The sequence below is a fragment of the Kordiimonas aestuarii genome, from assembly GCF_025574465.1.
Taxonomy (GTDB): Bacteria; Pseudomonadota; Alphaproteobacteria; order Sphingomonadales; family Kordiimonadaceae; genus Kordiimonas; species Kordiimonas aestuarii.
In genome coordinates, this window is the sequence record NZ_JAOBPP010000019.1 from 329,705 (window position 1) to 342,743 (window position 13,039).

Genomic DNA, 13,039 nt, shown 5'->3' on the forward strand with positions numbered 1-13,039 from the left:
TTTAAAACGGGGCGGCATATGGCCCCCCGTATCATCAGATATCCTTGAAGAAATCGTTGCCTTTGTCGTCGACGACGATGAAAGCCGGGAAGTTTTCCACTTCAATGCGCCAGACGGCTTCCATGCCGAGGTCTTCAAAGTCCAGTACTTCCACCTTGCGGATGTTGTTCTTGGCCAGAATGGCTGCCGGGCCCCCGATCGAGCCAAGGTAAAAGCCGCCGTTCTCGTGGCAGGCCCTGGTGACATCGCGGGAGCGGTTGCCCTTGGCAAGGCTGATCATGCTGCCGCCAAGCTTCTGGAACGGGCCGACGTAACTATCCATGCGGCCGGCGGTTGTTGGGCCAAAAGAACCGGAGGCATACCCTTCGGGTGTTTTTGCCGGACCGGCGTAATAGATGATGTGGTCCTTGAAGTAGGCGGGCATCTCGGCGCCGTCTTCCAGCATGGCCTGAATGCGGGCGTGCGCGAGGTCACGGGCCACGACAATCGTGCCCGAAAGGCTCAGCCGCGTCTTGATCGGATACTGGGTCAGGGTGGCAAGGATTTCCACCATCGGCCGGTTGAGGTCGATCTTGACCACTTCCTGCGACAGATGATCGTCTTCAACATCGGGCTGGAAACGTGCCGGGTCCGTCTCCAGTTGCTCAAGGAAAACACCGTCCTTGGTGATCTTGCCTTTGGCCTGCCTGTCAGCCGAGCAGGACACACCTATACCCACCGGCAGGCTGGCACCGTGGCGCGGCAGGCGGACGACCCGCACGTCGTGGCAGAAATATTTGCCACCAAACTGCGCGCCTATACCCATGTTTTGCGTCATCTTGTGGATTTTTTGTTCCATTTCCACATCGCGGAAGGCACGGCCTGAGGCATCGCCCTCGGTCGGCAGCTCGTCATAGTAGCGGGCTGACGCTTTTTTGACGGTCGCGAGATTCTGTTCGGCCGACAGGCCGCCAATCACGATTGCCAGGTGATAAGGCGGGCAGGCTGCGGTACCCAATGTTTTGATCTTCTCTTCAAGGAATGCCAGCATGCGATCTTCGCGCAAGGTTGCGGGCGTCTGCTGAAAGAGGAAGGTCTTGTTCGCGCTACCGCCACCCTTGGCAAGAAACAGGAATTTATATTCGTTGCCTTCGCTCGCATAAATGTCGATCTGCGCTGGCGTGTTGTTCTTGGTGTTCACTTCCTTGTACATGTTGAGCGGCGCCATCTGGCTGTAGCGCAGGTTTGTCTCGGTATAGGTGCCCATGACGCCCTTGCTTAGCGGCGCGGCATCGTTGCCCTCGGTCCAGACATGTTGGCCTTTGGTGCCAACAATAATCGCAGTGCCGGTATCCTGGCAGCTTGGCAGTACGCGTCCCGCCGCGATATTGGCGTTTTTCAGCAATTCTTTGGCGACAAAACGGTCATTTTCACTGGCTTCCGGGTCCTTGAGGATCTCGGCCAGTTGTTCCAGATGGCTGGTGCGCAGGAGGTGTGCGATGTCGGCCATGGCTTCACGGGCGATTAGTTCCAGCGCCTTGTCATCCACCTTCAGGATCTCACGCCCTTCCACATCGACGGTGGAGACATGATCGGAGGTCAGTTTACGGTATTTGGTATTGTCTTTACCAAGCTGGAACAGATCGCTGTATGTCCAGTCGCTCATGAAGAATGCCTCATTTGATAGGCCCGCGAATGCGGGTATGCCGGATATGACAATCTAAGGGGCACCGGAGGCGCCCCAAAGTAGTATTGGCCGTTATTTTTTGCGGAAGGCGTCAAGCGTGACGACATTGTCTGTGCCGGTCGGATCGGTCTTGTCGTCAGGTTCATCCTGATTGTCGGGGGTTGGCGCTGCGTCATCAAAGTCCGGCGTGATGTCCTTGTCGAAGCCTTCCTCAAGCTGTTCGAGCTCGCCGTCTTCATCTTCGAATTCCGCGTCCTCATGGAACTGCAGAGCAAATTGCACACTTGGGTCAACAAAACCGACCACGGCGTCAAACGGGATGCGCAGGTGCTCCGGTTTCTGGTTGAAAGACAGCCCGACCATAAAATGGTCTTCCTCCACCTTGAGGCCCCAGAACTTGTGCTGCAGCACGATGGTCATCTCCTCGGGGAAACGGCTGACCAGATGGGCCGGGATGTCAACCCCTTCCGCTTGTGTCTTGAAGGCGATGTAGAAGTGGTGTTCTCCCATCAGGCCATCTTTTTCTGTATCTTTAAGTACAGCACGCACGACACCGCGCAGGGCATCCTGCACTTTAGCGTCATAGTCGATGTAGGTTTCAGACATTCCGAGCCCAGCTCCCGTTACAATACACACGGTTTCCGGTTCTTATAATGCCAAGGTGTCATGGGGTGAAGGGGAAATTGGGAGATTTTCACAGGAAGCGTGCAAATTGACGATGCCGATAGGGCTTTAAGGGCACATTATAAAATAATCATTCGTGTAAAAAGACTTGTTTCGGTTGAGTGGTGCGGCCTTTATGGTGCAGTGGTAATGAGCAATTGCACCCCCGATTTAGAGGTGTCCCTTGTGAGGGGTGGGTAGGTGACGGTCAATGTGCCCTGTGAAATAGGCCGTTCTCAAGTGGACAAGAATATTACACGTGACTTCGGAACTTGAATATTTTCGCCTTGCTATGGATTTCATCGAGAATTCCAAAAAGGTAAAAAGTCTTGATGCCTTGAGTGCGGCATTCCAGAAGGCCAACCGGCAGCTCGGATTCGAGCATTACGCCTGCGTATCTTCCGTCGAGTTTGGCTCCATGCCTGAAGGCGCGGTTTTCCTCGCGGATTATCCGGCAGACTGGTCAAACTATTACCTTGAGGAGCATTACGGAAAATCAAACAGGGTGCTGCAGGTATCCCTGAAGGAACATATGCCCTTCAATTGGGATAGTTCCGGCGCGATTTTCGATGTCCAGGCTGATGCAGGCAAGTCCGGCGCTGACCCGGCCAAACCAGCGGGGTTGTTTTACGGTATCACCGTCCCGGTTCACGTGGTGGGTGCCTTTCCCGGAGCGGTGAACGTGATCGGGCAAAACCAGGAGTTCTCTCCGGCGGCAGAGCACTCCGTGCATCTGATGAGTGTCTATCTTCATGACGCGGCGCTTCGCCTTGCCAAAAAGGAAAAGTGTGAAATGCGTCCGCTTGTGCGGCTCACACCGCGTGAGCGCGAATGTCTGCAGTGGGTTGCCGCAGGCAAGACGGACTGGGAAATATCGGGCATTGTCTCGATCGCGGAACGGACTGTCCACAATCATATCGAAAGCGCCAAGGCCAAACTTGAGGTCAAATCCCGTGTACAAGCGGTCGTCAAAGCATTTCTGAGCAATTTGATTTACTGAGCCATGTTCTCAGGGTTATAAATTGAAACACGATTTGGGGGAATCGTACGAAGGAAAGGGCAACCGCCTGTGTAATGGCGGGCAAGGGAAACCCGGTGCCAATCTGATTGGGCGGTGCCGGTGATAAGGGGCGTGGTAGCATTGGCCGATCTTCAAGCCTTTCAGATAGCACTCGATTTTATCGAGGCGGCAAAGCGCACACAGAGTTTGGAACGGCTTGGGCAGCTTTTCCAAGCCTCAGCCCGCAAGCTGGGTTTTGCCCATTACGCCTGTGTTTCGTGTCTGGAGTTTGATGCCCTGCCGCAAGATGCCGTTTTCCTTGCGCACTATCCAGACGACTGGACCCAATATTATCTGGAAAACAAATATGACCGGATTGACCGCATTTTGCAGATATCGCTGGGGACGAGCATGCCCTTCAATTGGGACAACGACAATGTGATCCATGGGCGCAGTTCTGACCAGCAGCGCTTTTTTGACGAGGCGGAGGACGCGGGCCTGGTCTACGGCGTCACGGTGCCTATCCATGTGGTTGGTGCCTACCCCGGCGCGGTTAATGTTGTGGGTGAATTTCACCAGGCTGATCCGTCGGTGGAACACGCCCTGCACCTGATGGGTGTCTATATGCATGACCGGGCGGTGAAGCTGGGTGAGGAACAGGACACGCCGCACTTGCCACGACAGGATCTCAGCCCGCGCGAGCTTGAATGCCTGAAATGGGCGTCTGCCGGGAAGACGGACTGGGAAATCTCAAGTTTGCTGAGTATTGCCGAGCGCACGGTGCATGCCCACATCGAAAACGCCAAGCGTAAGCTTGGCGTGCACACACGGTTACAGGCCGTGGTGAAAGCCTTTCTCTCCAGTAATTACTACTTTAAGTAATATCAATTCAATCCGATCTGAAAATCTAGTCTGATTAGCCGATAGCGGCATGGGCAGGGAAACCCGATCATTAAGCCACCGAAGCAAAGAGGGAGGCTAATATGATCCACGTTGTGAGTGCTCATAACAAAGCCGAATACAAGAGTTACCTGCGCCAGTTGTGGCAGCAGCGTTATGATGTCTTTGTAGAGAAGATGGGATGGAGCCTGGATTGTGCCGATGGCATCGAGCGCGACCAGTTCGACCGTCCCGACACTGTCTATCTTCTGTGCATAGACGAGAAAGATCGCTTGAAGGGTGGTATGCGGCTGTTGCCAACCACAAAGCCCCATTTGATGAGCGATCTTTTCCCGCATCTTTGCGCCGAAGGCGTGCCATCGGGCGACACAACGTGGGAGATTTCGCGTTTTTATAGCCTGACGGGCCGACACATGATGCTTGAGCGTGACAAGACTGCGTCGGAGCTGATCTGTGGGCTTTATGAGTACGCGCTCATGAACCGCATTGAAAAAGTCAGCTGTGTCGCCAGCATGGTCCTGTTCCCGACAATTCTGAAAGCGGGCTGGGATGTAACGCCTCTTGGTCTGCCTACGGTAACCGACGACGAGGTTATCCTCGCGTTTCTTATCGACCTCAATGAGCGTGATTACAAAACTGTCGCGCAAAATCGCAAGATTACAGAAAGCGTGCTTTATGCACCAAACCTCCGCGAAGAGCAGTGGGAGATTGCAGTATGACAATTGCAGAAACAAAACTTGGCCCCGTGCAACCGTCGATCATCAACACGGCGGCGGACCAGTTGTTTTTCCTTTTTGCACAGCTTGACCCCACCCGTGTGGAAGCCATTGTTGAGCGGGTGGAGTTTGCCGTCGGAGCACCGCAAGGCGATGCCATTACGGCAATTGGAAAAAACACTCGTCGCGCGGTGATTGAACAGGCGGTGGCGCGGCTTCTTTATGCGATCGCAGGGCTGCCGTACGAAGACATCCTTTTTGCACTGACGTACGCGGAAACGCAGGCCATGATTGACGGTGCCTGTGACGAAATCGAAAGCGAAGTGCATTACTGCTGACGGTTTGCCTTAACAGTCTCTGGTGTCTCTGCCCGGAATACAGGACCCCGGGTAGGGAATTAGACCGCCGAGCCGGGAGTGGTGACCCGCGCTCGGCGGTTCTTATTTCAGGCTCGGGGAGAAAGGTAAATGGGCCGTTCTGTTGCTAGGTGGCCCACCCCCCACCTGATAGAGTCAACTATCAGGAATTTATAAATGTAGTTCGTGTGACTGCTTACGCAGCAACAGCGAACTCGACGTTGTTGTCGTTAGCATTTATTAATGGTGGCCCATTACAGCGGTGCCATCCTGGGCGAAAAGCAAACATCTTTCGATACACGTCGATCCTGGTTCGCCCCCGTCAGCAAAGGTCAGATGTCAGTCTCTGGCCGTTCCTGGTGGAGGCGCCGGGCACTGCCCCCGGGTCCGCAATACGTACTCAACGCGCCGTTTATCGCCATAGCTGGAAACCCAGCAAAACGGATATAAGCATTCTTTACGGCGATTTAAAGCCTAATTGCGTGAATGGCTTTGATTTTTCTGATTCGGGATATACGCCAATTTGTGGCATAATAGGATCGACTTGTGACTAATTGAGAGGAGATCTGATCATGAAGGAACAAGGACATTGGGAATGGTCCGATGCGACGGGCCCCCGCGGCAATCTGCGGGAAGCAGTTGCCCTTTTTGACACTGAGGAAGATATGCAGGCCGCTGTGGATGACCTGGAGAGCCACGGTTTCTCGAATGCGGCGATTTCCCGCCCTGTGCGGCCAGAAGAGGTTGCTTCGGTCATCCAGACGCCAGTCCTTAACGTTGCCGACCTCGAAGACGACGCCCGTGTACCGCGGGAACCGGTTGACGACAACAATAGCCGCACCGGTATTACCATGGTTGCAGTCCTGATACCCATATATCTGTTGCTGCTGGCTGGTGCGGCGGTAGCGGCGGGGCATGGGCTGAAGACATGGGAAGCTGTTGTGCTGGTTGTTGGTCTTGGTGCAGTGGGTATGCTGGGCGCCGGGTATTATGTCAGCAAACTTTCCACGGAAAAGCGCACGCGCATCAGGTCTGAACAATCGTTGGGTGGTTTGTTGCTGTGGGTGCGGACAGGCAGTCGTGAGCAGGAGGGCAGGGCGCTGGAGATATTACGCCGACATGCCGGGCGCGACGTGCACCTGCATGGACCGGCCGTACAGCACTAGTGAACCGGCGAAACCCGTGTCTGCAAAGCTCGTGCAAGTCGCGGGCTTTGCTCTAATTTGCCATTATCGCCACCCCCGCTATTGCCTACCTGTGGTCCTCGTCCTATAGATTTGATGTAATCAATGTCACAGGTCTGGGTGTATCAGGGGGTAATATGCGGCAATATCTTGAGCTGCTTCAGCGGATCAGAAATGACGGGGTGTATCGTGGCGACCGCACGGGAACAGGAACTTACAGCGTTTTTGGCCACCAGATGCGCTTTAATCTTGCCGAAGGGTTTCCGCTTGTAACCACTAAAAAGCTGCACCTGAAGTCGATTATCCACGAACTTTTGTGGTTTATTGCGGGCGACACCAATATCAAGTACCTCAAGGATAACGGCGTCTCCATCTGGGATGACTGGGCGGATGAACAGGGCGACTTGGGGCCGGTATATGGGCACCAGTGGCGCAGTTGGCCCACGCCGGATGGCCGCAAAATCGACCAGATCACTGCACTTGTCGACCAGATCAAAAACAATCCCAACAGTCGGCGGTTGATCGTCTCTGCCTGGAATGTGGCGGACGTGGACAATATGGCCTTGCCACCATGCCATTGCCTGTTTCAGTTTTATGTCGCCGATGGCAAGCTTTCCTGTCAGCTTTACCAGCGTAGTGCAGACGTTTTTCTGGGCGTGCCGTTTAACATCGCCTCCTATGCGCTGCTGACCCATATGATGGCGCAGGTGACAGGGCTGGAGGTTGGAGATTTTGTTCACACCTTTGGTGACGCCCATCTTTACAGCAATCATATCGAGCAGGCCGATTTGCAGATAAGCCGGGCCCCCAGGCCATTGCCAAAACTTTGGCTAAACCCGGACATCAAGGATCTGTTTGCTTTCACCTTTAGTGATATTCGCATTGAGGACTATGACCCGCACGCGCATATCAAGGCCGCCGTTGCGGTTTAGGCGAAGGGAAACAAGGATAGGTGGCGCGCGAAAGCGATATCGATTTCAGGCAAATTGCCCTGCTGGTGGCCGTGACGGCCATCGGGGCCATTCTGACCTGGTCCGCCACGCGGGAGAGTGTACGCTCCGCCGAGGAAGAAGCCCGCGCCCGGTTTGAATCAACCGCCGCCCTGTATATAAACCGCATCAAAAGTGAGCTTGATCATGGGCTCGACGCATCGCAGGACCTTTTCCGGTATTATGAGGCGTATGAAGGCTTTGACGCGGCCACGTTCGAGCGCATGGTCTCGACGTCAAGCGGGCTGAACCGTAACCGTAAGCTGGTGGGGGTCGTTATTGCGATGTCCGACAGCAACAGAGACGACTTTCTCGAATACGCCCGGTCGAAATACGACGGAAATTATGAGTTCAAGGAACCCAGAAAGCTCGATAACCCGGCGCCCCAAGGGGCAAGGGCTTTTCCCTTTTTGTATGCGTGGTCGTCCGATCTGAAGCGCCAGGGGCGTTGGAAAGGTATGGACCTTGGCGCGCATGCATCCCTCAACGCCTTTTTTGAAGAGACGCTAAGGACAGGCAAACCCGGGGGTATCCTGCTGCCGACGCTGGAAACGAAAGAAGAAGGCTGCGTGCTGCTCGCGTTTCCTTTCCGCCGCAGTCGCGAAAATGCAAGTGGTTTGGTCATACAGCTCATTGACCTGCCACAGATGGTGCGTTTCGCGCTTGAAAGCGACCGTCTGGCGGGGCTGAACGCAAGCTTCTCGACCGAATGGGCTGGTGGGCTTTATGATCAAAACCTCAAAATTGTCGACTGGAAGCTGTCTGACGAGGCGCCGCCGCCTGCTGCGCAGCGGCCGTGGGCCAGCACACAGGAAATGGAAGTTGGGGCCTATACCTGGCACGTAACGCCCTGGTCACATTATCTTGGTTTCAAGATCGAATACGGCTCGACGGTTATTACGGCGGGTGTCAGCCTTGTACTGACCGGCCTGGTGATCTTTATCGTCTGGTCGCAGTCCCAGCGCGCGAAACGGGTGGTGGATATTGTAAACCGCCGCACCCGTGCGCTCAAAGAGGCGCATGAAGAACTGGAGCAACACTATAAGCTGCTGCAAAACCTCAATAAGGATGTGGAGGAATCGCGGCGGTCGGCGGAGACCGCAAACCGCGCCAAATCCGAGTTCCTTGCAACCATGAGCCATGAACTTCGCACACCGTTAAATGCGATTCTCGGTTTTTCCCAGCTTTTGCAGGAGCAGGCGCTGGGCGCTATCGGAGACAAGCGGTATGTCGACTATGCCCGTGATATCAACGCCAGTGGCACGCACCTGCTGTCCATCATCAACGATATTCTTGACCTTGCCAAACTTGAGGCAGGCAAAATTCGTATCGAACATAAGGTCCTGTCTTCCCGGCAACTGGTTGAGCGTGCGGTCTCTCTCCTGAGCCAGCAGGCAACGGCGAAGGGTATCAAGCTCGAGGCAGAGTTTGCCGCCAATATGCCGGACAGGATTTTCGGCGACGAGCTTCGTTTGAGGCAGATATTGATCAACCTCGGATCGAACTCGATCAAATTCACCAATCAGGGCAGCGTGGTGATCCGCCTGCATCCAAAAGCTTTCCCGACAGGACAGCCGGGTTGGGTGCTCGAGGTGCAGGATACCGGCATTGGTATTCCGGAGGAAAAACAGACCACATTGTTTGATCGGTTTACGCAGGTGGATACCGCCTTGTCCCGGCGGCACGGCGGCGTGGGGCTGGGCCTTGCGATTTGCCGTGAACTTGTGGACCGGATGGATGGCAAGATCAGCGTCCGCAGCACCCCCAATGTCGGCACGACCATGCGTGCGCACCTGCCGCTTGAGGAAGCCGAGGTCGATGATGACGACGACGGCATGATCTAGGCCTTTGTAAGGAGTATGAAGTCATGATTTCGATGATTGTAGCGATGGCGGAAAACCGAGCGATCGGCAAGGGCAATGCGCTGCCATGGCATTTGCCCGCTGACCTCAAACACTTCAAATCGGTTACCATGGGCAAGCCCATGATCATGGGACGCAAGACGTTTGACAGTATCGGCAGGCCGCTCCCTGGCCGTCGCACCATTGTTGTAACGCGGGATGCCGGCTGGCACCGGGACGGTGTAGACGTTGCATATACCTTGGAGCGAGCCATTGAACTGGCCGAGACAGTCAATGAAGTCATGATCGTGGGTGGAGCGCAAATTTACCAGCAGGCTTTGCCGCATGCTGACCGCCTTTATGTGACAGAGGTTAGTATTGAGGCCGACGGCGACGCTTTTTTCCCGGCCTTTTCGAAGGAAGACTGGCAGGAGACCGATCGTCAGGATTTCGCCGCCGAAGGTGACACGCCAGCTTACAGCTTTGTCATCTACGACCGGCAATAAACCGTTCACATATTGATGTGGCGGGCAACCAGGTCGGCGATCTGCAAATAAGATTTGGCAATGGGGCTTTCCGGATCACTCGCCACAATCGGGGTACCAGCATCCGCCTGTTCCCTGACACTCATATGCAACGGGATGCCGCCAAGGAATGGACAGCCCAGTTCCTGTGCCGTTTCTTCCGCACCACCGTGGCCAAAAATATCAGATGTTTCGCCGCAGTGCGGGCAGATGAAGGTGCTCATGTTCTCAATAATGCCAATGATGGGGACATCAACCTTGCGGAACATGGCAAGGCCCTTGCGTGCATCAATGAGCGCAAGGTCCTGCGGCGTGGAAACGATCACAGCGCCCGCCAGAGGCGCCTGTTGCACCATGGTAAGCTGGACGTCACCCGTGCCGGGCGGCATATCGACAATAAGCACGTCAAGCGGTCCCCACGCCACGTCGCGCAGTAATTGCTGGGTCGCCCCCATCACGCGCGGGCCGCGCCATACAACAGGCTGATCCACATCGATCAGGAAACCGACAGACATTAACTTGATGCCATGAGCGACAAGCGGTTGGATGATTTTATTCTTTATCTCTGGCCGCTCATCCAGGCCCATCAGCATGGGCAAGCTTGGGCCGAAAATGTCGGCGTCCATCACGCCAACCTTCAGGCCCCGGACTTTGAGTGCCAGGGCCAGATTGACTGAGGTGGTGGATTTGCCGACCCCGCCTTTGCCGCTGGCCACCGCGATGATGTGCTTCACACCGGGGATTTCCACCGGGGTTGGCGGTGCTTTACCTTGTGGGGCTGCGGGCTTCTGGGCCTGCGCAGGCTTGCGGGTGGCGGTAACAATGGCGTTTGCCGTATTGATCCCGTCAACGGAAACTGCGGCTTTTTCCACATTCAGGCGCAGGGCTTCCATGTCTGCGGGTGGCGTGTCGCCAAAATCGAGAATAATACCCGCCTTGTCACTGTCGATGACCACAGCGCTGACGATACCAGCCTCGATAATCGAGCGGCCATCGTCCGACTGGATACCGCACAAGGCGTCTTCAACGGCGCTTTTTAGAGTGTCTTTTTGGGAATCAGACATAAAAACCTCGCAAATCAGCGAAAAACCGCGCCAAATTGTCGTGCAAACGTTGCAGCGGCAGGAGGCCTACCATATATAGGCTAGCAAGACACGGTCTTTCTGTTCACACTGGAACAGATGAGTTCTGAGGCGCAAAAGCGCAATAGGGGAGATTTATATGCCTTGGCAAAATAACGGCGATGGTGGACGTCCCAATCCTTGGGGTAATGGTCCGCGTCGCGGTGGTGGTGGCGGCGAGCCGCCGAATATCGACGATTATATCCGCAAAGGACAGGAGCGTATCAAGTCAGCGCTTCCCGGTGGCGCAGGGCCAATGGCCTCTTTGGGGCTGCTTGTTGCGGCGGTATTATATCTGGTCTTCGGTATTTATTTTGTCGAAGCCAACGAACAGGCTGTTGTTCTGCGGTTTGGAAAATGGGTGGATTCGGCTGGGCCGGGTGCTCACTTCCATTTCCCGATCATTGAGGACGTCGAGATTCGTGGCGTCACGGATGAAAAAGCCATCTCCGTCGGTAGCCGGACCCAACAGGACAGCCGCCGTGCGAACGGCCGCCAGCGTTATGCCAGCCTTGATGAAAGCCTGATGCTGACACAAGACGAGAACATCGTTGACGTTCGGTTTAACGTTGTTTGGCGCATCAAGGACCTCGGCAATTACCTGTTTAAACTGGAAGACCCCGAGGGCACCATCAAGTCGGTATCCGAAAGTGTGATGCGCGAAATTGTTGGTAAAAACCGTATCACGCCAATCATCACCACAGCACGCGGCCAGCTTGAGCAGGAAGCGCTCGACGGAATTGAGGATACGCTTGATTCATATGATGCTGGTATAGATATCCTTCGTGTGCAGATCATCGAATCAGAAGCGCCTTCAGAAGTGAAGGATGCTTTCCTTGATGTGCAGCGCGCCGAGGCCGACCAGCAGCGCTTCAAGAACGAGGCCGACGCATACAGCAACAAAGTGGTGCGCGAGGCCGAGGGCCGGGCGGATCGCATGGTGCAGATTGCAGAAGCCTATCGTGCGCAGACAGTAGCGCGTGCCCAGGGTGAAGCCGCGCGTTTCCTGTCGGTTTATGACGAATATATCCTCGCCAAGGACGTGACCAAGAAGCGCATCTATCTTGAGACAATGGAAGAGATCCTTTCAGGCATGGACAAGATCGTGATCGACGGCGAAGCAGGGTCTGGCGTTGTGCCTTACCTGCCGCTTGATCAGTTGAATTCCAAGAAAAACAATAACGGCGAAGGAGAATAATCATGGGTCCCAAAGGAATATTTGGCCTTGTTGTTCTCGGCGCCATTGTGATCACCGGGTTCAACAGCATTTATCAGGTGGACGAGCGCAATCAGGCAATCGTTGTAAAGTTTGGTGAACCCAAACGGACCGTCACGGAGCCAGGTCTCAAGTTCAAGTTGCCGTTTGTTGAGCAGGTGATCTACCTCGACAAGCGCATTCTGAGCCTTGATGTGCCGCCCCAGCAGGTGATGGCAAGCGACCAGCGCCGTATTCTGGTGGACAGCTTTGCCCGCTACCGCATCGTTGATCCGCTCAAGCGGTATCAGGCAGCCCGCACGGATGCGGCGGCTGAAAGCCTGCTTGAAAACGCCATGGAGTCGACTGTGCGTCAGGTATTGGCGCAGGAGCCAATGGCTGAGATCGTTTCAGGGCAGCGGGTACAATTGATGACCCGCATCAGCGAGCTCACGAATGAGCGCGCCAAAACATTTGGCCTTGAAGTGGTTGATGTGCGGCTCAAGCGGGTGGACCTGCCTGCTGAAAACAGCGAAGCAATTTTCCGCCGAATGGAAACCGAACGCCAGCGTGAAGCTGCGGAAAAGCGGGCCAGCGGCCAGCGGGATGCGGTGAAAATTCAGGCAACGGCCGACCGTCAGGTCGCGGAGTTGATCGCGGAAGCCGAGCGTAAATCCCAAACTATTCGCGGTGAAGCGGACGGACAGGCGGTAAAGATTTTTGCTGAAGCGTTTGGCAAGGACCAGGATTTCTTCGAGTTTTATCGCACGATGCAGGCTTACAAAAAAGCGCTCGGTAAAGATGACACGCGTCTTGTATTGTCTCCCGATAGCGAGTTTTTCAAGTTGTTCATGAACGAAGGCGGTAAAGCCAAGCGGTAGCTC

The 13,039-nt window shown here is 55.0% G+C and carries 13 protein-coding genes and 1 other RNA gene; 10 read left to right on the forward strand and 4 right to left on the reverse strand.

The genetic code is table 11. From position 1 onward, the window contains the following. Positions 1-34 precede the first annotated feature (34 nt). Both OEU85_RS08995 and OEU85_RS09000 read right to left on the reverse strand, forming a co-directional pair. Positions 35-1,645 (reverse strand): fumarate hydratase, encoded by a 1,611-nt coding sequence (locus OEU85_RS08995; RefSeq protein WP_262691145.1) that lies wholly within the window; start codon positions 1,643-1,645, stop codon positions 35-37. Between the two features lie 93 nt (positions 1,646-1,738). Beyond that, positions 1,739-2,272, reverse strand: a complete 534-nt coding sequence (locus OEU85_RS09000; RefSeq protein ID WP_262691146.1) for an SspB family protein — start codon at positions 2,270-2,272, stop codon at positions 1,739-1,741. Between the two features lie 316 nt (positions 2,273-2,588). Here OEU85_RS09000 and OEU85_RS09005 point away from each other — a divergent pair, with 316 nt between their 5' ends. The 4 genes from OEU85_RS09005 to OEU85_RS09020 all read left to right on the forward strand — a co-directional run bounded on the left by OEU85_RS09005 (position 2,589) and on the right by OEU85_RS09020 (position 5,283). Beyond that, the gene (locus OEU85_RS09005; RefSeq protein ID WP_262691147.1) at positions 2,589-3,329 is read left to right on the forward strand and encodes a helix-turn-helix transcriptional regulator; all 741 of its coding nucleotides are present in this window, start codon (positions 2,589-2,591) and stop codon (positions 3,327-3,329) included. Between the two features lie 141 nt (positions 3,330-3,470). Beyond that, positions 3,471-4,211, forward strand: coding sequence for a LuxR family transcriptional regulator (locus OEU85_RS09010; RefSeq protein ID WP_262691148.1), 741 nt, complete (start codon positions 3,471-3,473; stop codon positions 4,209-4,211). A gap of 101 nt (positions 4,212-4,312) precedes the next feature. Beyond that, positions 4,313-4,948 carry an acyl-homoserine-lactone synthase gene (locus OEU85_RS09015; RefSeq protein ID WP_262691149.1) on the forward strand — a complete coding sequence of 212 codons (636 nt, stop codon included), beginning with the start codon at positions 4,313-4,315 and terminating at the stop codon, positions 4,946-4,948. Continuing rightward, positions 4,945-5,283, forward strand: coding sequence for a hypothetical protein (locus OEU85_RS09020; RefSeq protein ID WP_262691150.1), 339 nt, complete (start codon positions 4,945-4,947; stop codon positions 5,281-5,283). Before OEU85_RS09015 ends, OEU85_RS09020 begins: the two co-directional genes overlap by 4 nt. Positions 5,284-5,411: 128 nt before the next feature. Here the strand turns inward: OEU85_RS09020 and ssrA are convergent. Beyond that, positions 5,412-5,777, reverse strand: a transfer-messenger RNA (tmRNA) gene (gene ssrA / locus OEU85_RS09025). A 96-nt stretch (positions 5,778-5,873) separates the two neighbouring features. Between ssrA and OEU85_RS09030 the strand changes: the two genes are divergently transcribed. The 4 genes from OEU85_RS09030 (at position 5,874) to OEU85_RS09045 (ending at position 9,821) form a co-directional block, all read left to right on the forward strand. Further along, positions 5,874-6,467, forward strand: coding sequence for a hypothetical protein (locus OEU85_RS09030; RefSeq protein ID WP_262691151.1), 594 nt, complete (start codon positions 5,874-5,876; stop codon positions 6,465-6,467). 155 nt (positions 6,468-6,622) lie between these two features. Further along, on the forward strand, positions 6,623-7,417 hold the full coding sequence (locus tag OEU85_RS09035; RefSeq protein WP_262691152.1) for a thymidylate synthase: 795 nt from the start codon (positions 6,623-6,625) through the stop codon (positions 7,415-7,417). Between the two features lie 20 nt (positions 7,418-7,437). Then, positions 7,438-9,318 (forward strand): ATP-binding protein, encoded by a 1,881-nt coding sequence (locus OEU85_RS09040; protein ID WP_262691153.1) that lies wholly within the window; start codon positions 7,438-7,440, stop codon positions 9,316-9,318. 23 nt (positions 9,319-9,341) lie between these two features. After that, the gene (locus OEU85_RS09045) at positions 9,342-9,821 is read left to right on the forward strand and encodes a dihydrofolate reductase (protein WP_262691154.1); all 480 of its coding nucleotides are present in this window, start codon (positions 9,342-9,344) and stop codon (positions 9,819-9,821) included. A gap of 5 nt (positions 9,822-9,826) precedes the next feature. Here the strand turns inward: OEU85_RS09045 and OEU85_RS09050 are convergent, their stop codons facing one another. Further along, a complete protein-coding gene (locus tag OEU85_RS09050; protein ID WP_262691155.1) occupies positions 9,827-10,903 on the reverse strand; it encodes a P-loop NTPase in 1,077 nt (358 codons plus the stop codon). Positions 10,904-11,060: 157 nt separating this feature from the next. On the opposite strand from OEU85_RS09050, the gene hflK reads away from it, so the two are divergent. Together hflK and hflC are read left to right on the forward strand one after the other, a co-directional pair. Then, a complete protein-coding gene (hflK, locus tag OEU85_RS09055; protein WP_262691156.1) occupies positions 11,061-12,158 on the forward strand; it encodes an FtsH protease activity modulator HflK in 1,098 nt (365 codons plus the stop codon). A gap of 2 nt (positions 12,159-12,160) precedes the next feature. Continuing rightward, complete coding sequence (gene hflC, locus OEU85_RS09060) at positions 12,161-13,036, forward strand: protease modulator HflC (protein WP_262691157.1); 876 nt, start codon at positions 12,161-12,163, stop codon at positions 13,034-13,036. The last annotated feature ends 3 nt before the right edge of the window (positions 13,037-13,039 follow it).